At 67.3% G+C, this 17,672-nt stretch carries 22 protein-coding genes; 9 read left to right on the top strand and 13 right to left on the bottom strand.

Features of this window, described 5'->3' with window-relative positions; translation table 11 throughout:
• Positions 1-43 precede the first annotated feature (43 nt).
• Positions 44-580, top strand: a complete 537-nt coding sequence (locus DN387_RS05835) for a GNAT family N-acetyltransferase (protein WP_043860046.1) — start codon at positions 44-46, stop codon at positions 578-580.
• Positions 573-1,268, top strand: coding sequence for a glutathione S-transferase N-terminal domain-containing protein (locus tag DN387_RS05830; RefSeq protein ID WP_043860045.1), 696 nt, complete (start codon positions 573-575; stop codon positions 1,266-1,268). The genes DN387_RS05835 and DN387_RS05830 overlap by 8 nt, the downstream gene beginning before the upstream one ends.
• Before the next feature lie 54 nt (positions 1,269-1,322).
• Here the strand turns inward: DN387_RS05830 and DN387_RS05825 are convergent, their stop codons facing one another.
• The 3 genes from DN387_RS05825 to DN387_RS05815 form a co-directional block, all read right to left on the bottom strand.
• Positions 1,323-1,550: a DUF6555 family protein gene (locus DN387_RS05825; protein WP_043860044.1), complete on the bottom strand. Its 228-nt coding sequence runs from the start codon at positions 1,548-1,550 to the stop codon at positions 1,323-1,325.
• A gap of 104 nt (positions 1,551-1,654) precedes the next feature.
• Positions 1,655-2,215: an ATP-dependent Clp protease proteolytic subunit gene (locus tag DN387_RS05820; protein WP_043860043.1), complete on the bottom strand. Its 561-nt coding sequence runs from the start codon at positions 2,213-2,215 to the stop codon at positions 1,655-1,657.
• 49 nt (positions 2,216-2,264) lie between these two features.
• Entirely contained in the window at positions 2,265-2,435 is a 171-nt protein-coding gene (locus tag DN387_RS05815; protein ID WP_078481227.1) for a KGG domain-containing protein, read from the bottom strand.
• Positions 2,436-2,652: 217 nt separating this feature from the next.
• On the opposite strand from DN387_RS05815, the gene DN387_RS05810 reads away from it, so the two are divergent.
• The 3 genes from DN387_RS05810 to DN387_RS05800 all read left to right on the top strand — a co-directional run bounded on the left by DN387_RS05810 (position 2,653) and on the right by DN387_RS05800 (position 5,349).
• Positions 2,653-3,993, top strand: a complete 1,341-nt coding sequence (locus DN387_RS05810; RefSeq protein ID WP_054914433.1) for an iron-containing redox enzyme family protein — start codon at positions 2,653-2,655, stop codon at positions 3,991-3,993.
• A gap of 11 nt (positions 3,994-4,004) precedes the next feature.
• A complete protein-coding gene (locus tag DN387_RS05805; protein ID WP_043860041.1) occupies positions 4,005-4,958 on the top strand; it encodes a class I SAM-dependent methyltransferase in 954 nt (317 codons plus the stop codon).
• A gap of 127 nt (positions 4,959-5,085) precedes the next feature.
• Positions 5,086-5,349, top strand: coding sequence for a DUF1652 domain-containing protein (locus DN387_RS05800; RefSeq protein WP_043860040.1), 264 nt, complete (start codon positions 5,086-5,088; stop codon positions 5,347-5,349).
• Positions 5,350-5,364: 15 nt separating this feature from the next.
• On the opposite strand, the gene DN387_RS05795 is transcribed toward DN387_RS05800, so the two are convergent.
• Entirely contained in the window at positions 5,365-5,979 is a 615-nt protein-coding gene (locus tag DN387_RS05795) for a Yip1 family protein (protein WP_054914434.1), read from the bottom strand.
• 189 nt (positions 5,980-6,168) lie between these two features.
• On the opposite strand from DN387_RS05795, the gene DN387_RS05790 reads away from it, so the two are divergent.
• From DN387_RS05790 to DN387_RS05780, 3 genes are read left to right on the top strand one after another with little or no spacing between them, the layout of a single operon-like run.
• The gene (locus tag DN387_RS05790; RefSeq protein WP_043860038.1) at positions 6,169-6,339 is read left to right on the top strand and encodes a metallothionein; all 171 of its coding nucleotides are present in this window, start codon (positions 6,169-6,171) and stop codon (positions 6,337-6,339) included.
• 27 nt (positions 6,340-6,366) lie between these two features.
• Positions 6,367-7,275, top strand: coding sequence for an SDR family oxidoreductase (locus DN387_RS05785; RefSeq protein ID WP_043860037.1), 909 nt, complete (start codon positions 6,367-6,369; stop codon positions 7,273-7,275).
• A gap of 14 nt (positions 7,276-7,289) precedes the next feature.
• Complete coding sequence (locus tag DN387_RS05780) at positions 7,290-8,129, top strand: Ku protein (RefSeq protein ID WP_043860036.1); 840 nt, start codon at positions 7,290-7,292, stop codon at positions 8,127-8,129.
• A gap of 82 nt (positions 8,130-8,211) precedes the next feature.
• Here DN387_RS05780 and DN387_RS05775 read toward each other — a convergent pair whose 3' ends face one another.
• Positions 8,212-8,574, bottom strand: a complete 363-nt coding sequence (locus tag DN387_RS05775; protein WP_054914435.1) for a hypothetical protein — start codon at positions 8,572-8,574, stop codon at positions 8,212-8,214.
• A 5-nt stretch (positions 8,575-8,579) separates the two neighbouring features.
• The gene (locus DN387_RS05770) at positions 8,580-9,773 is read right to left on the bottom strand and encodes an MFS transporter (protein WP_054914436.1); all 1,194 of its coding nucleotides are present in this window, start codon (positions 9,771-9,773) and stop codon (positions 8,580-8,582) included.
• Between the two features lie 114 nt (positions 9,774-9,887).
• On the opposite strand from DN387_RS05770, the gene DN387_RS05765 reads away from it, so the two are divergent.
• Positions 9,888-10,775, top strand: a complete 888-nt coding sequence (locus tag DN387_RS05765) for a LysR family transcriptional regulator (RefSeq protein ID WP_043860033.1) — start codon at positions 9,888-9,890, stop codon at positions 10,773-10,775.
• A gap of 78 nt (positions 10,776-10,853) precedes the next feature.
• Here the strand turns inward: DN387_RS05765 and DN387_RS05760 are convergent, their stop codons facing one another.
• The 7 genes from DN387_RS05760 to ligD are packed head-to-tail and all read right to left on the bottom strand — an operon-like array spanning position 10,854 to position 17,612.
• Complete coding sequence (locus DN387_RS05760) at positions 10,854-11,774, bottom strand: DUF72 domain-containing protein (protein ID WP_043860032.1); 921 nt, start codon at positions 11,772-11,774, stop codon at positions 10,854-10,856.
• Positions 11,771-12,430, bottom strand: a complete 660-nt coding sequence (locus tag DN387_RS05755) for a glycosyltransferase family 2 protein (protein WP_043860031.1) — start codon at positions 12,428-12,430, stop codon at positions 11,771-11,773. Before DN387_RS05755 ends, DN387_RS05760 begins: the two co-directional genes overlap by 4 nt.
• Positions 12,427-13,026 (bottom strand): trans-aconitate 2-methyltransferase, encoded by a 600-nt coding sequence (locus tag DN387_RS05750; protein WP_054914437.1) that lies wholly within the window; start codon positions 13,024-13,026, stop codon positions 12,427-12,429. Before DN387_RS05750 ends, DN387_RS05755 begins: the two co-directional genes overlap by 4 nt.
• Positions 13,027-13,037: 11 nt before the next feature.
• Positions 13,038-13,799 (bottom strand): PIG-L deacetylase family protein, encoded by a 762-nt coding sequence (locus DN387_RS05745; protein WP_054914438.1) that lies wholly within the window; start codon positions 13,797-13,799, stop codon positions 13,038-13,040.
• Positions 13,796-14,839 carry a hypothetical protein gene (locus tag DN387_RS05740; protein ID WP_054914439.1) on the bottom strand — a complete coding sequence of 348 codons (1,044 nt, stop codon included), beginning with the start codon at positions 14,837-14,839 and terminating at the stop codon, positions 13,796-13,798. Before DN387_RS05740 ends, DN387_RS05745 begins: the two co-directional genes overlap by 4 nt.
• Positions 14,836-15,108 (bottom strand): hypothetical protein, encoded by a 273-nt coding sequence (locus DN387_RS05735; protein ID WP_078481216.1) that lies wholly within the window; start codon positions 15,106-15,108, stop codon positions 14,836-14,838. Before DN387_RS05735 ends, DN387_RS05740 begins: the two co-directional genes overlap by 4 nt.
• The gene (gene ligD, locus DN387_RS05730; RefSeq protein ID WP_054914440.1) at positions 15,105-17,612 is read right to left on the bottom strand and encodes a DNA ligase D; all 2,508 of its coding nucleotides are present in this window, start codon (positions 17,610-17,612) and stop codon (positions 15,105-15,107) included. Before ligD ends, DN387_RS05735 begins: the two co-directional genes overlap by 4 nt.
• Positions 17,613-17,672: the final 60 nt, after the last annotated feature.

Here is a 17,672-nt window from a genome sequence, read left to right as displayed (position 1 = left end):
CGGGCTACCATGCAGGTTCGCCCGTTGGACAGGATGTTGCAGCATGCTTTTCAGTACCCGTACTGCCCGGCCGGCCGATGCTGAAGCCCTCAGCGACATCGCCAGCCAGACCTTCGCCCTGGCAAGCCCCGCCGATTCGTCGGCCAAGGCGCTTGCCGCCTATATCCGAGGCCATCTTCAGCCCGAACACTTCTGCCTGCACCTGATCAGCCGCGCCAAGCAATTGCGCGTGCTGGAGCATGACGGCGTGGTGGTGGGCTACACCCTGATCGACAAGGCGGCGCAGGCGCTGGGTATCGAGGCGGCCGACGGCCTGCCGGAACTGAGCCGCTGCTACGTGCTGCCCGAGCACCATGGCCAGGGCGCGGCCCAGCGCCTGCTCGAGGACACCCTGGCCCAGGTGGGTGGGGCGATCCGCCTGACGGTCAACGAACACAACAGCCGGGCGATCCGCTTTTACCAACGCAATGGCTTCCGCCAGGTGGGCGAGGCCATTTTTGTCTGCGGGCCGGAACGTCACCGTGACTGGGTGATGGTGCGCGCCTGCGCCACTGCCGAACCAGAGGCTGCCGATGACTGATCTTTCTGCCTACCCCATCACCCGCAAATGGCCTGCCCGCCACCCCGAGCGCCTGCAACTGTATTCGCTGCCCACGCCCAACGGGGTGAAGGTGTCGATCATGCTCGAAGAGACGGGCCTGGCCTACGAGGCGCACAAGGTGGACTTTGCCACCGAGGATCAACTGAGCGCCGAGTTCATCTCGCTCAGTGCCAACAACAAGATCCCCGCGATCCTCGACCCGCACGGGCCGGGGGGCAAGCCGCTGGGGCTGTTCGAGTCGGGGGCGATCCTGCTGTACCTGGCCGAGAAGACCGGCCAGCTGCTGCCTGAAGACCCGGCTGCGCGCTACGAGACGATCCAGTGGCTGATGTTCCAGATGGGCGGCATCGGCCCGATGTTCGGCCAGGTGGGCTTCTTCAACAAGTTCGCCGGCAAGGCCTATGAAGACAAGCGCCCGCTGCAGCGCTACGTGGACGAGGCGCGGCGCCTGCTGGGCGTGCTGGACCGGCGCCTGCACGGGCGCGACTGGATCATGGGCGAGTACGGCATCGCGGACATCGCCACGCTGCCGTGGGTGCGCAACCTGATCGGTTTCTACGAAGCGGGGGATCTGGTGCGGATCGAAGAGTTCGTCGAGGTTCGACGCGTGCTGGAGGCGTTTCTGGCGCGGCCGGCAGTGCAGCGCGGCTTGCTGATTCCGGGTTGACCGGGTTGTGCTGCGGTCAGCGCGGGCCTGGCCCGCGCTGACCGCAGCGCCGTCTCAGTGGCTCTGGCGCCACGTCACCTCGGTGATTCCGTACCGCTCGGCCAGTGGCTTGCTGACCTTCTTCACCTTCTCGCGCCCATAGCGCGGAATATGCCCCACCCCGGCGTCACAGCTGGCCCAGTGCCAGGCTTCGGCGTTGTCCATCGCCTCGGCACGAATCACGAAGGACTTCTGTTTGCCGTGCAATTGATAGTCGATGACGAAGAGTTTTGCGTTGTTCATGGTTCCCTGAAAATCCTTTCAACGTGGTGACCGATGCGTGTTCACTCATACCGCCTAACTAAGTACCTTCCAGCCACCAAATAATTCAGTCTGATTGTTCGACATCAGTGTTCGGCGCTGACGGTGAGGTGGCGGGCATCGGTGTCGAACACTACCTGTTCCAGCCGGTGGGCCATGCCGCAGGCCAGCGAATCGTAGGCAGGGATCACCCGTTCCTCGGCCGACAGGCAGTGGATGATGTCCAGTTTGCGCTCGGCATGGGCGGTCTCCAGTTCGAAGATCCGCGCATAGCGCTCCAGGTCGTTGTTCAGGCTCGACAGGTATTCACGCAGGCGCGAGTGGTCCACCGCGCTCTGGCTGAAGTGCCAGGTCATGGGGTGGATCAGAAACCGCGAGTGGGGCACGGCCAGGCGTTCGCTGGCGGCCAGGTACATCACGATGCCCATGGATTCGATGTTGCCCGCATTCACCGCGCTGACCGGCACCGGCAGCGACTTGAGAAAGCTGTAGATCGAGAACCCCAGGTGGGTGCTGCCGCCGATGGTCGACAGGTTGAGCAGCAGGGCGCTGGCCCCTTCGTCGATCGCCTGCAGGCAACGGTCGCGAAAGCGCTCGGTGGTGCCCTGATCGATCGGGCAATGAAAGTGGATGACGTACTGCTTCATCAAGAGTCCTCAAGACCGACGCACCCTCGGTGCGCCGGTCGCTCGAGCGTCAGCTACGACCACCACCACTTGGTTTGCGGGTGTCAGACTTGGTGGCGTCAGGCTTCTTGTTGCCCTGGCTGCCAGCGCCGCCTCCGGAGGCCTGCCCACCTTTTTTGCCGGCTTCCGACGCCTTGTTCTTGTCGTTGGCAAAGTTTCCCGAGTTTTCTTTCTTGTCCATGATGCTGATCCTCATGTCATTGGGATGCGAAGCCTTGTGGACCTCACATAGGTGTGGAGATAGGCCACGGGGCAAAGTTTTAAAATCTTTGCGTGCATGAGACGAACGGTAAGCCCGCACGACTTTTTCATCCGCTTGGCGGGGCTGTGGAACTTTGCAGCGCAGCGCCCATTCCCTTGCATATCGACTGCAAGGGGCAGCCAAGAGGACAACGGCCATGACCGTGATGAACGCAACCCGCCCGACTGCCGACCTGGCGCAGGTTCAGGCCGGCGACCTGCTCAACCGCTACCAGGCGCTGCTGCGCGGTGACCTGGTGGGCAGTGCCGCCTGGCTGGCCGAGCAACTGCTGCGCACCCAGGGTCTGCAGGACGACCTGCCGGCAACCCCGGGCGAACTGGACGCGTGGACCGACCGGCGCACCGCCGCAGTTGCCGGCGAATACGCCGAGTACCTGGCCGGGCGCAAGGCCGGCGCGCCCCGGCGCTATTTCAGCACTCGCGCCCACGCGCTGTACTTTCTGCACCATGTGGCCCCCACCAAGGCGGTGGACGGCGCCTGGCTGCACGGGCTGCTGCGACACTGGGCCGACCCGCGCTATCACGGGCTGATCCGTATCTACCTCGAAGAGCTGGGCGATGGCGACCCGGCCTGCAACCATGTGCTGATCTATCGCCGCCTGCTGGCCGAGGCCGGTTGCCACGAGCCGGTGCCGCTGCCCGACGAGCGTTACCTGCAAGGCTGCCTGCAACTGGCGCTGGGGGCCAACAGCGACATGTTCCTGCCCGAGGTGATCGGCTACAACCTGGGCTATGAGCAACTGCCGTTGCACCTGCTGATCAGCGCCTACGAGCTCGACGAACTGGGCCTGGATGCCCAGTACTTTCGCCTGCACGTCACCATCGACAACGCCAGCAGCGGCCATGCACGCAAGGCCGTGCAGGCCCTGCAGCAGTTGAGCCCGGAGCAGGACGACGGGCGTTTCTACCAGCGCGTGGCCGCCGGCTACCGGCTCAACGACCTGGGCCAGGGCTCGGCGGCGATCATCGCAGGCTTTGACCTGGAGGCCGAGGTGGTAGCGCTGCTCGAACGCAAACGCGCCTTCGGCCAGCACATGCATTCGGATTACTGCCGCTTCCAGGGGCGCACCGTCAATCAATGGCTGGCCGAGCCGGGCAGCATGCCGGGCTTTCTTGGCGTGCTGGAACAGAAGGGCTGGATCAAACGCGGGCAGGACCCACAGCTCAGCCGCTTCTGGCAGGTGATCGAGGGGCCGGGCGCGGCGATGTTCGGGGTGTTCAGCGTGTATGAGAAGCAGCTGCTGCATGACTGGATTGCCGGCGACTGGCAGCCGGCCGGCAACCCCGAGCGTACCCAGGGCAGCGCCCTGCAACCCTCGATGCCTTCGGACGACACCGCGCTCGACATCGAGCTGCAGGCGCTGCCCGCACAGTGCCGTATCGAACGCCTGATCGACGCCATGGCCGGCAACCGCCATGCACTGCCGCGCGGCCTGCAGGCCACGCGGATGTACCGCCAGCTCACCGGCCTAAACTGAAGGAGTGCACCATGCTGCTGAACACCTGCCAGCCTGAAGCGGACAAGGCCCTGCTGCAACTGGGCCGGCGCCTGCAGGCCGACGGCTACCGCTTCACCTGCGTCACCCCGCTGACCCAGCAGCGCAACAACGAGCGCCAGAGCGCGGCGCGGGCGCGCACCCTGCGCGACATTTTTGGCTGGAACCGTCCGTTCACCGCTTCGCTGCTGTCGGCCGACGAACTGGCGCAGATGCGCGTGGCACAGATTCTCGACGAAGACGGCGACTGCTGGCGCAGCCGGGTGCGCTGGTCGAGCCTGGAGGACCTGCTGTTCGTGCATTCGGGCTTTCCCACCACGCAGGCCGATGCGGTGTTCTTCGGGCCCGACAGCTACCGTTTCGCACACTTTATCGCCAGCCACCTGCAGGGCCGCTTCAGCGAAATCAACCACGCGGTGGATATCGGCTGCGGGGCCGGGGTAGGGGCAATACTGATCGGCCGTGCACGCCGGCATGCCCAGGTCACCGCGCTGGACATCAACCCCGACGCCCTGCGCCTGAGCGCGATCAACGTGGCCTTGGCCGGGCTGGCCAATGTGTCGGTGGCGCACAGCGATGTACTGCAGGGCATTACCGGCAACTTCGACCTGATCGTCGCCAACCCGCCGTACATGCTCGATGCCGGCCGCCGCGCCTATCGGCACGGTGGCGGCAGCCTGGGCGCCGACCTGTCGCTGCGCATCGTCAACGAGGCAATCGGGCGCCTGAGCCAGGGCGGCACGCTGCTGCTGTACACCGGGGTGGCGATGGTCGACGGGCACGACCCGTTCCTTGCCGCCATCCGTGCCCAGCTCACCGCCCCGCAATGGTCGTGGCACTACCAGGAGCTGGACCCTGACGTGTTTGGCGAGCAACTGCTCGAACCTGGCTACGAGCAGGTCGAGCGCATTGCAGCGGTGGGGCTGACGGTGACGCGCAACGGCTGAACACGCCGGTGCGGTTTCATTGCCCCGGTCAATCAGATGCCGGGGGCTGTATTGGAGTTTTCGATTTGAATGTCGGGCCCGGGGGGCCCTTACTAGTGGTTACACCTGAGACATCGAGGGTTGCATCATGCCAATGAACGGAGTGTGTGATCTGGAACTGCGTCGCCTGATAGAAGGCGCCTTTCTGCCATGGCGCTGTGAAGTGGCGTGCAGCGACGGATTGGCGCTGACCATCCACCTGCCGGCCGATGCCGAGTATGCCGAGCTTACGGTCACGGGTATCCAGCTGAGCGCCTTGCCCGACGTGCGGGCCATCGCGGACCTGGTGGGTCAGATCCGCGAAGAGCGCCGCACCATGGGCCTGCAGCCGCGCAGGCTGTACCGCGCCTGACCCCCATGCGCCCGGCTAGCCCAGGCCGGCCGGGCGCAGGTATTCCGGTTGCAGGGTGTTGAACCAGAACAGGATCATCGACACCAGGATGGTCACCTGCACCAGCAACCCCACCCCCCACACGCTGGCCGAGTACAGCAGGCCGTCTTCCTTGCGGATGCGCATGAAGGTCGGCAGACCGGTGAACAGCAGAAAGGTCGCGTACACCGTGGCCGCGCCCAGTATCGTGACCGCCAGCCAACGGCTCGGGTACAGCCCGGCCAGCCCGGCTACGAAATACGGTGTGGCGGTGTAGGCGGCAAAGCCGATGCACTGGTTGAGGGTGGGGCGTGCATCGAAGGTACGCGACATCCAGCGGATGAATGCCCCCATCAGCACCGTGCCCGCCATGATCGCCAGAAACAGCAGGATGCACAGCTGCAACGCGCTGCTGGCACTCAGGCGCACGTTCTCGTTTTCGGCCAGGCTCCAGCCCACCGAGGTGATCCCGATGAACAGGCATACGGTGGGGATCAGTGCCAGCAACAGCAGGTGTGACAGGTAGTGACGCGGGTGGGCTTCCTCGTCGTGGCGAATATCGGCCCACGCCGAGTTGGGTTGGGTGAACAGCTTGACCAGGTGGCTTGTCATGGCGGTCTCCGGTACCGGGGCGAAAGGGCCCCTCGTGTTCTGTGGAGGTCACAAAGCGGCCAGGGTTTCATCGGCTTTGCCGCAAGCGGACCAACTGCCTTGAACCATTGCGCGCGCGGGCCGGTCACTTCTTGCAGGGGCGCCAAACGGCGCCACCGATGACGACCATCACCTTCAGGAGTCAAGACCATGGACCAACAGACCTGTGCCTGCCCGGACTGCAACTGCAAGGTCGGCGACAACCCCGTGCAACGCGAAGGCAAGTCTTATTGCTGTCAGGCCTGCGCCGATCATCACCCGGCCGGCAAACCCTGTTCTGCCAGTGGCTGCGGCTGCGCCAGGCAGGCCCCCACGCACTGAGGCACTGAACCGTACCGGAGGATCCCGATGTCGACGCCAAAACCCAGCAACCAGTACAGCATGCGCAACCCGCTGACCCAGTACCCGCAACCGCCGTTTCCGGCCCAGGGCCAATCGGCGCCGGGGCTGGACAGCGGCATGCAACCCAAGCCGGACCACGGTGAGCACAGCTACCAGGGCTTTGGCCGGCTCCAGGGGCGCAAGGCGCTGATCACGGGCGCCGACTCCGGGATCGGCCGTGCGGTGGCCATCGCCTTTGCCCGCGAGGGTGCGGACATCGTGCTCAACTACCTGCCCATCGAGCACAGCGATGCCAAGGAGGTCATCCAGTTGATCGAGGCCGAGGGCCGGCGTGCCATCGCCTTGCCGGGCGACCTCAAGGACGAGGCCTTTTGCCGCGAACTGGTCAGCCAGGCCCACGACCAGTTGGGCGGGCTGGACATCCTGGTCAACGTGGCAGGCAAGCAGGTGGCGCGCAAGCAGGTGGGCCAGGTCAGCAGCGAACAGTTCGACGCCACCATGAAGACCAACGTGTACGCGCTGTTCTGGCTGTGCCAGGCGGCCGTGCCGCTGATGCCGGCCGGGGCCACCATCATCAACACCGCATCGATCCAGTCGTACCAGCCGTCGGCGACCCTGCTCGACTACGCCACCACCAAGGCGGCGATCGTGGCCTTTACCAAGGCCCTGGCCAAGCAGGTGATCGAGCGCGGCATCCGTGTCAACGCGGTGGCACCGGGGCCGATCTGGACGGTGCTGCAGCCCAGCGGCGGGCAGCCGCCGGAGAAGATCCCCGACTTCGGCGGGCACACGCCGATGAAGCGCCCCGGCCAGCCGGCCGAGTGTGCGCCGCTGTACGTGCTGCTGGCGTCGCAGGAATCCAGTTACATCACCGGTGAAGTGTTTGGCGTGACCGGTGGCAACCCATTGCCTTAGGCGAGGAGACGAGCATGGCCAGCAGGGCGATCTGGAAGGGCGCGATCAGTTTCGGGCTGGTGCATATCCCGGTGTCGCTGACCACGGCGGTCAGCAGCGACCGGGTCGATTTCGACTGGCTCGACAAGCGCAGCATGGACCCGGTGGGCTACAAGCGGGTGAACAAGGTCACCGGCAAGGAGATCGACAAGGAGCATATCGTCAAGGGCGTGGCGTTCGAGAAGGGCCGCTATGTGGTGATCAGCGAGGACGAGATCCGCAAGGCGCGGCCCGAGGCCACCCAGACCATCGATATCTTCTCGTTCGTGGGCAGTGACGAGATCCCGCTGCAGCACTTCGACACGCCGTACTACCTGGCGCCGGACAAGCGCGGTGGCAAGGTCTATGCGCTGCTGCGCCAGACCCTGGAGAGCACCGGCAAGGTGGCGCTGGCCAAGGTGGTGCTGCATACCCAGCAGCACCTGGCGCTGCTGCGCCCGCTGGAGGACGCCCTGGTGATGATCACCCTGCGCTGGCCCGATGAGGTCCGCGGGCTCGAAGGGCTGGAGCTGGACAAGAGCGTGAGCGCGGCCACGGTGGACAAGAAGGAGCTGCAGATGGCCAAGCGTCTGGTGGAGGACATGGCCGGGCACTGGACGCCGCAGGAGTACCACAACGACTTCAAGGACACCATCATGGCGCTGGTGGAGGAGAAGGCCAGCCAGGGCAAGATCGCCACCGTGGAGGCACCCGAAGACCAGGCAGCGGGCAAGGGTGCGGACATCATCGACCTCACCGAGCTGCTCAAGCGCAGCCTGGGTGGGGGCAAGAAGGCGCCGGCCAGGAAGGCAGCGCCTTCGCGCAAGAAAGCCTGACCGCGGCGGCTTCATCGCGGGTCGAGCCCGCTCCCACACCCACTGCGAGGCCCTGTGGGAGCGGGCTTGACCCGCGATGGGCTTACGCAAGTGCCGCAGTCTCCTGCAAATGCAGCCACTTGCCCTGCCCATCGAACACCACCGTCGACCAGCGCAGCGTGGTCTGGCCGCTGTCATCCTGCTGATGCTCGCGATAGGTCACCACCCCCGGCGCCACGTCGTGCATCTCATCGATCTCGATGCGCAGGCCAGGCCGCGAGCCATAGGCCTGGGCAAAAAAACTCTCCAGCTGCGCCTTGTCGAGCACCGTGCCCTTGAGCGTGAACATCGAGAACCCCTCGGCAAAGCGCTCCAGCAACGGCGGCCGTGCCTCGCCGGCCAGCCACTGGCGGATCTGCACATGCGCCTCCAGCACCTCCTCAAACCCTGCATTACGCTCTGGCATTGCACTCACTCCACAGGTTGAACAAACACGGCCCCGGCGCCCGGCAGGCGCAGCACCCAGGGCAAGGGCAGCAAGGTCAGCGCGGCGCCCAGCGCCAGCACTTGCGCGTAGGCTGTAGGCCCCGGCAATCGCCAGTCGAGCACTGCGCCGAGCAACGCCACCCCGAAAAAGAAACTCAACTGCCGGTTCAGGCTCCACAACGCACTGGCCGCGCCCATGGCGGCCTCGGGGATCGCCACGAACGCCGCTGTCTGCGCGGTGCTGCTGCACAGGCTGCTGCCCAGGCCCAGCAACGCATACAGCAGCACCAGCCAACCGGGGTGGGCGACCAGCCAGGGGCTGGCCAACGCCAGCACCGCCAGGCTTTGAATGCCCATGCCGGCCAGCAGCAGCGGGCGTGGGCCCAGTGCGTTGAAGCGCCACCGGCTCAGGGCGATCGCCGCCAGCGCACCGGCGGCCCACGGCAGCATCAGCCCGCCGGTGGCAGTGGCGCTCAGGCCAAGCGTGCCTTGCAGGTACAGCGCCGCCACCAGGTTGATCCCCATGAACACGCCCGGTACGCACAGGTAGATGAGCATGGCGGTGTGCAGCAGTGGCTGGCGCAACAGGCGCAGGTCCAGGGCCGGCCGTACGCTGGGCTGGGGCCGACCGCCGGGCAGCCAGGCCAGCACCAGCGCGGCGCACGCCAGGGTGGGCGCAAGCAGGGCGAAGAACACCCAGCGCCAGTCGCCCTGGTCGGCCATCAGCCCGCCCAGCGCCGGCGACAGCGCCGGCACCAGCAGGGCCACCATCATCACCCGCGAGGTGAGGCCGGCGCGCTCGCTGGCGGGGCAGGCGCGGTAGGCCAGCGCCTGGCCCACCGGGATCAGCAGGCCGCCACCCAGGCCCTGCAGCAGGCGCCAGCCGATCAGTGCCTCGATGCTCCGGGCCGAGCCTGCCAGGGCACAGCCCAGGCCGAACAGGGCCAGTGACAGCAGCAGGGTGGCGCGCTCGCCGATGCGCTGCGCCAGCCCGTTACCCAGCGGGATGATCAGGGTCAGGCCGAGCATGTAGGCGTTGCCGACCCAGCCCAGCTGCGTGACCGAGGCGCCGAGCTGGCGCTGCAGGGCGGGGTAGGCACTGTTGAGCACGAACAGGTTGAGCAGGTCGAGGGCAAAACCCATCAGGAAGATCAGGCTGACTTTGCTGCGAAAAGGCATGACGGGGCGCCGCTGGAGAACGATGGGCGCAGTGTAGGGCGGTGCTGATGATTGAATAAGCCCCGCAATACTGCCAGATTGGTCGAATTATTTTGACAATCAAGGGGCCTTTGCATGGTCAGCCTGGACCGTTTCGAGCTGTTTTGCGCCGTGGTGGAGGCGGGGTCGTTCACGGCGGCGGCCACACGCCTGTGCCAGACCCGCGCCGCGGTCAGCTTCGGTATCAAGCAGCTGGAGGCGCAGCTGGGCGTGACCCTGCTGATCCGCACCACGCGCCGGGTGGCGTTGACCGATGCCGGCGAGGGCTTCTACCGTCAGTGCCTGCTGGTGCTGGAGCAGGCGCGGTTGGCCATCGAGCAGGCGCGTGCCGAGCATGGCGGGTTGCAGGGCAGCCTGCGGGTCACCTCCACGGTGGAGTACGGTTTGCGCGTGGTGGCGCCGGCCTTGCAGCTGTTCATGCGCGAGCACCCGTTGCTCAACGTGCGGCTGGAAACCCACACCAGCCATGCGGACCTGGTGCAGGAGCGCTTCGACGTGGCCATCCGGTTGGGTCAGGCGCAGGATTCAGGCTACCGCGGGGTGTGCCTGGAGACCTATGCAGTGCACCTGGTGATGGCGCCGGGCGTGGGCGTGCCAGGGGCGACGCTTGCCCAGGTGAACGCCTTGCCCAGGCTGGTGCATGGGCGTTTCGAGCGCCAGGCCGGTTGGGCGTTGCTCGATCAGAGGGGGGAGGCGGCGGTGTACGAGCCATCGGGCCGGGCGGTGATGGTGGCGGACAATGCCTCGATCCTGCGTTCGTTCGCCTTGCAGGGGCTGGGCGTGGCGCTGCTGCCGGCCTGGTTGATCGAGGACGACCTGCGTACCGGGCGCCTGCTGGATGCATTGCCGGGGTATCGCTTTGTCGAGCAGAGCGTGTATGCACTGTACCCGGCCAGCAACCACGTGCCGCGCAAGGTGCGGGCCTGGATCGATTTTCTCAAGGGGTATGTGAACGGCATGTAGGCGCCGGCGTTGCCGGCGAAGGGGCGCGCTGCGTTGGCCGGTGTTTCGCGGTGTCCGGTTCGCCAGCCAGGCGGGCTCCTACAGCGCAGCACCCGGTGTCGCTTCCAGGCCCTTGTCCAGCTTCAGCAGCTCCAGCAACCGTCTGGCGTCATAGGGCGCGCGCACCTTGATGTCGTTGTCGAAGTAGCAGTACACATCGCGATGCGCCGCCTTCGGCGCCGCACTTGCCGCATCGATCAACCGCGCATCCCCAGGCTGCGCCCCGCGTTTCCACGCCTGGATACGCTTTTGCCAGCCGCGCAAGGCCGCCTCTGAATAACCGCTGCTGTACAGCGCCACATCCCCATGCAGGCGCATGTACACGAAGTCGCTGGTCAAGTCCTCCACATGCGGCCACTTCTTCGCCGTGTCGGCCACCACCAGCGCTACCCGGTACTTGCGCAGCAACGCCACGAACGCCGGATCCAGAAAGCTCTCGTGACGCACCTCCACTGCATGGCGCACCACCTGCCGGTCGGCGCCCTCCAGGTAACCCGCACGCTGCATCCGCTCGGCACACTGCGCGGCCAGGGCCTTGGCCTGCTTGCCGGTGTGCGGCAGGCGCGCCAGAAACGCATCGAACAACCCCTCGTCAAAACGCATGTTCGGCGGGAACTGCCACAAGGTCGGCCCCAGCTTGCTGCCCAGCGACAGGGGGCCGGAAGCATAGAAGTTGGCCAGCGGTTCGTCGATCTCGCGCAGGCGCTTCACGTGGGTGATGAAGCGCGGCGCCTTGACGCTGAACACGAAGCCTGGCGGCGTTTCGGCCGCCCAGCCGGCGAAACGCTCGGGACGTTGCAGCGCATAGAAGGTGCCGTTGATCTCGATGCTGTTGACCGCCCGCGAGGCGAAGTGCAGCTCGTCCTTCTGGCGCAGGCCCTCGGGGTAGAAGTCGCCCCGCCACGGCACATAGCGCCAGCCCGAGATGCCGATATGCACCTGCGCCGCGCCACGGCTCACGGGGTAGCCGCCAGGGTGGTGAGGAAGTCGCCGAAGCCGCCCCGCGCCCGGCAGTCGCCACGGCTGCTGGTGGACACGCTGTTGCGTGCCGTCCACACGATGCGCGCGCCGCTCAGCTCAAGGTCGCTGATCAGTTGCACGTCTTCGTCCAGCGGCACGGGCCGGAAGCCGCCGACCCGCTGGTAGGCCCTGGCGCAGATGCCCAGGTTGGCGCCATGGATGTGCCGGTGGTCCTCGCGGGCCTGGTAGTGGGCCAGGTAACGCGCCTGCAACGCCGCATCCTGGTGCGCCTGCCATTGCTCCACGTGCACCGTGCCGCACACGGCGTCGGCGGCGCAGTCCAGCTGGCACACCAGCCAGTCGGCCGGCACGCAGCTGTCGGCGTCGGTGCAGGCCAGCCAGCGCGCGCCGCGCTCGAGCATCCAGCTGGCGCCGGCACGCCGGGCGTAGCCCACGTTGCGCGCAGTGACCTGCAGGGTGTGCACGCCGTGCGCCAGGGCAATGGCTTGGCTGGCATCGCTGCACTGGTCGAGCACCACCACGATCTCGACGCGCTCGCCAAGGGCCTCGGCCTGCGCCGCCGCCTGCCCGAGGGCGCGCAGGCAGGCCGGCAGGTACTGTTCTTCGTTATGCGCGGGGACGATCACGCCGATCATAGGCAAGGCTCCTGCAGGTCAATGGCACACGGCTGGCAACACCAGTATTCGAGCAGGAAGTCGGCTTCCTCGTGGCGCACGGCGCGGTACAGCGGCAGGCGCTGATCGAGCAGGGCGTGTACCTGGCGGCCATCCTGCGGGCAGCCGTCGATGGGGTGCAGCCAGTGGCAGGCCAGCAGCGCACCGCCAGGGCTCAGGCTGGCCACGGCCTGTTCGATCACCTGCAGCCACTGCGCGGGGTCGAGGTAGTAGCCGATCTCGCTGAGCACGATCAGGTCGAACTCGCCCCCCGGCCAGTCGCCGGGCAGGTGGCCCTGGCTCACACTGGCCTGGGGGCAGGCTGCCAGGCGCCGGCGCGCAAGCTCGACGGCAGTGGCATTGAGGTCCTGGCAAAGCAGGGCCTCGGTGCGCTCGGCCAGCGCTGCACTGAGCTCGCCGTTGGCGCAGGCGGGCTCGAAGATGCGCGTGTAGTACTGGCGCGGCAGGCAGGCCAGGGTCAGGTCGCGCTTGCGCTTCTCGTACCAGCGGGTCCGAAAGGCCCAGGGGTCTTCATCGTGCTCGAACAGCTGTTCGAAATACTGCGGCGATACGCTCATGGAAACACCCGTCATAGAAACAGCAGTTCGAAAGGTTGCAGAAGGCGTTGCAGGGTGGTCTGGCTCAACACCGGTGGCTGCTCGCCATCGGCATGGAGCTGGCTGGCATGCGCGGCGATGGCGGCGCGCTTGCGCGCAAGTTGCTGCGGGCTGAGCGCCAGCTTGCGCGCACGGCGCCACGGCAGGCGCGGGTCGTCCGGCCGGGCCCAGTGCCAGGCCCAGATCGGCACCTCGATCAGCTGCGCGCCCACGGTCTGCGCCGCCTGTGCGCTGGCACGGCCCACGGCCTCGTGGTCGCAGTGGCCGTCCAGGCGCCAGGTGCTCAGCACCCGGTCGCCGGGGCGCAGGCAACGCACCAGCGCATGGGCCAGCTGCGCTTCGTGCGCGGCCACGCCACTGTCGGCCAGGTGCAGGCGCTGCCAGGCCACCCGGTCGACGTCCAGCCCCAGCGCGGCCAGGGCTGCGCGGCTTTCCAGGGGGCGCTGCACGCGCAGGCGCTCGCCTGGCCAGGCGAGCGAGCCGGGGTGGCTGCCTTCGCCATCGGTCACCGACACCAGCAGCAACGCCTGCTCACGGCCGCAGAAGGTCGACAGCAGGCCACCGCAACCGAGCACCTCGTCATCCGGGTGGGGCGCCACCACCACCAGGCGCGCACCGGGGGGCAGCAGCTCATCGGCCTGCACCGTGGCGACCTGGGCCAGGGCGCTGGACGCCTGCCACAGCGACAATGGCGTGCCGCTGCCGGCTGCCTTGATCGGGTTGTCGACGCTCATAGCTGCCACCCGCCGGCTTCACGCCCGGCCAGTTGCCGGCCCAGTTCGGCCAGGTCGCGCTCGGCGTGGCTCTGGCGCAGGAACACCGGCAGGTCGGCGCTGAGCCGGGCGAAGTGGCTGTTGCGGCAGAACGGGGTGGCACCCAGGGCGCGGCCCACGTGGGTCAGCACCAGGGTGGCGGCGTATTCGACCTGGGCGCGCACACGGCGTACGGCGAACTGGGCATCGGCCTGGGGCTGTGCGTCGATCTGTGCGGCGCACTCGCGCAGGGCTGCAGCGGCGCCGCACAGGGCAGCGTCCACCGCGCCCAGGTGGGCGTCGGCGTGGGGGTCGGGGCGTGGCTGGCGGCAGTGTTCGCGCAGGTAGTCGGCCAGGGCCTCGGCGGCGCCGTACCAGCAGGCGGCGATGCCGGCGCCGCCGTGCCAGAAGCCGGGGCGACTGAGGTACTGGCCAGGGCCACCCACCAGGTGCGCCGGGGTGTGTTCCAGTTCCAGCTCGACGCTGGCGGTAATGCCCATGCCCACCGCCTGCCAGCCGTCTGCCACCCGGTGCAGACCCGTCTCGGCAAGGTCCAGCGCCACCAGTTGCGGCTGTTCGTCTTCGTCCCAGGCGGTGAGCAGGCCGTGGTCGATCTGCAGCGCGCCGGAGCACCAGGCCTTGCGCCCCTGCAGGTACACCCGCTGGTTGTCGCGAGCCACGATGCGCACCCGTGCGCTGGGCGGCTCGGCTGCCCATACGCCCCAGATCCCGTTGCCGGCCAGGTGCGCCCCGGCGCATTCGGCGAGTATCGCCAGGGCATCGGTATGCCCTTCATACAGCTTGGCCAGGGCCAGGTCGGCGCCGGCCACCCGTGCCAGGGTCTGCCAGCGCTGCAGCGTCTGGCCCTGGCCGGGCAACGGCAGGCGTTCCAGGCCGGCCGCCTGCAGGGCCTGCATCAGTTCGAGCAGCTGGCTGTCCAGGTTCAGCGGTTGCGGGCGCTCGGCGAACTGGCGCAGCAGGGTGTCCAGGCGGCCCAGGTCGAAGGTTTGAACAATGCTCATGAGGCGGACTCCTTGGGGCACGCAGCGTGGGTCGAGGTATTCTTTTTCAGGCCGCGCAGGTTCATGGCGCACAGGCAGAACTGCAGCACGATCAATGCCCAGGCCTCGGTCTGCCAGCCCCACACCACCCACAGCAGGTTGCTGGCCATGAAGCAGCAGAAGCCGATGCGCCGCCGACGCGGCTGACGCGAGCCGATCCACCAGGCTGCCACCAGGGTGAGCAGCATGGCCGGCCACTGCAGCAGGTCGATCCAGTCCAGGCCCTTCATGCCACGCCCATGCGCTTGCGCAGCGCCACGGTGAGCGACTGGCGGGTCTTGTCGTAGTCGGCCCAGGGGTCGTCGCCATTGGCCAGGCGCTCGCCCAGGTTGTGCAGGTTCCACTGGTTGGCGCCCTTGAGTTCGGTGAGCTCTTCGCGGCGGATCGGTACCGACACCGGCAGCCCTTCGCGGGCGCGCAGCGAATAGGCACACACGGTAGTGGCGCCACGGGCGTTGCGCAGGTAGTCGATGAAGATGCGCCCCACGCGGTTCTTAGGCCCCGAAACGGCGGACAGCCGGTCGGGGAACAACCCGGCCATGTGGGTGACGATGGCATGGCTGAACGCCTTGACTTCGTCCCAGCCGGCACGCCGGGTCAGCGGCACCACCACATGCATGCCCTTGCCGCCACTGGTTTTCAGAAACGCCTGCAGGCCCAGTTCGTCGAGCAGTGCCAGGGTCAGCTGGGTCGCTTCGACCATGGCCTTCCAGGGCAATGCCGGGTCGGGGTCGAGGTCGAGCACGAAACGGTCGGGTTTGTCGAAGTCCCTGGCGGTGGCGTTCCAGGTGTGCAGTTCCAGGGTGTTCATCTGTACCGCGCCCAGCAGGGTGTCGGCGCGGTCGATGATCATCACTGCCTGGCCGGCCTCGGCCTTGTCGTGACTCTCCAGGCCCGGGATGTTCAGCTGGGCGGCGTTCTTCTGGAAGAACAGCTCGCCGCTCAGGCCCTCCGGTGCGCGCACCAGCGCCACGGGGCGACGCTTGAGGTGCGGCAGGATCCATTCGGCGACCTGGGCGTAGTACTCGGCCACCTGGCGTTTGTCGGTGCCGCTGCTGGCATCGATCACCCGGTCGGGGTGGGTGATGCGCAGGGTGTTGTCGGAGGCTTTGCGGGTAGGCGCTTTCACGGGTTTCTCCAGGCCGATGGCGCGGGCCGGCTTGTCTTCGCGCAGGCCATGGAACACCGAATGGCGTACCACCCCTTCGCGGGTCATCTGGGCGTAGGCCACCTCGGCCAGCAGCTGTGGCCTGAGCCAGTGCACGCCGCGGGCTTCGGCGCCGGTGGGTGGGTTGGCGACCGCGGGCTTTTTCACCTCGAGCGGGGTGAGGCGCTGGAGCAGGCTCTGCAGGGTGGCGGTATTGAAGCCGGTGCCGACCTTGCCGGCGTAGCGCAGCTGGCCGCTGTCGGCGTCGTGCACCCCCAGCAGCAGGGCGCCGAACGCGGCGCGGCTGCCCTTGGGTTCGGTGAAGCCGACGATCACGAATTCCTGGCGCTGCTTGCACTTGAGCTTGATCCAGTCGTGACTGCGCCGCGATACATAGAGGCTGTCGGCACGTTTGCCGATCAGGCCCTCCATCTGCATCTGGCAGGCGCTGGCCAGCAGGGACTCGGGGGCTTCGTCGAAGTCGGCACTCAAACGCAGGCGTTGTTCGTCGGCCGGTTCAAGCACGGCCGCCAGGGCGGCGCGCCGCTCCTGCAACGGGCATTGGCGCAGGTCCATGCCATTGAGGTAGGGCAGGTCGAACAGGTAGTAGACGATGTTGGCATCGGTGTCGCTGTCGAAGGCGTTCTGCAGGGCCTGGAAGTCGGCGATACCCTCGGCGTTGGCCACCACCACTTCGCCATCCAGCCAGGCCGAGCTCAGCCCCAGGCCGGCCAGGGCCTTGGCCTGCAGCGGCATGCGCGTGGTCCAGTCGTGGCCGTTGCGGGTGAACAGGCGCACGTCGTCGCCGTCGATGCGCGCCAGGATGCGGTAGCCGTCGAACTTGACCTCGTAGCGCCAGTCGCCTTGTGGCGGGGTTTCCACCAGGGTGGCCAGTTGCGGCGTGAGGGCGGCGGGCAGGGTGGCCTTCCTGGCCGCACTCAGTGTGCCGGCCCTGGCTGGGCGGCGAGGCGGGGGTGCGGCCTTGGGCTTGTCCTTGTCCTTGTCTTTGCCCTTGCCCTTGGTGCGCGGGATCAGGCTGCGCTCGCTGAGCACGCTGTCGGGCTGGGCCTGCAGCACGTCGTAGTCGGCCTCGGCGCGGGCAGCCTCGTCGTCGGACTTGACCAGCATCCACTGTTCCTTCTTGCCGCCAAGGCGGGTGCGAAACAGATGCCAGGTGCCGTTCAGCTTTTCGCCCTGCAGGCGAAAGCGCAGCTTGCCGCTGGCATAGGCCTGGGCCGGGTCGCCCTCGGGCAGCCACACGCCGCGGTCCCACACGATCACTTCGCCCGCACCGTAATGGCCTGCGGGGATGCTGCCCTCGAAGCTGGCGTAGTCCAGCGGGTGGTCTTCGACGTGGACGGCCAGGCGCTTGACCTTCGGGTCCAGTGACGGGCCCTTGGGGATGGCCCAGCTCTTGAGGGTGCCGTTCAGCTCCAGGCGAAAGTCGTAATGCAGGTGGCTGGCGTCGTGCTTCTGGATGCAGAACTGCAATGCCTGCGCGCGCGCGCCGCGGCGGGCCTTGCCGGCCGGCTCCGGGGTGGCGTCGAAGTTGCGCTTGCGCTGGTATTCCTGCAGTGGCTTGGCCATTGCCGTGCTCCATCGTTCATACAAACCCTATGAAGTGGGAGGGGCGCAGACCGGCGGGAG

Source organism: Pseudomonas sp. FBF18, from assembly GCF_024261405.1.
Classification (GTDB): Bacteria; Pseudomonadota; Gammaproteobacteria; order Pseudomonadales; family Pseudomonadaceae; genus Aquipseudomonas; species Aquipseudomonas palmensis.
Note: the sequence above shows the minus strand (reverse complement) of the source record. Positions and strands in the feature narration are given on the sequence as shown.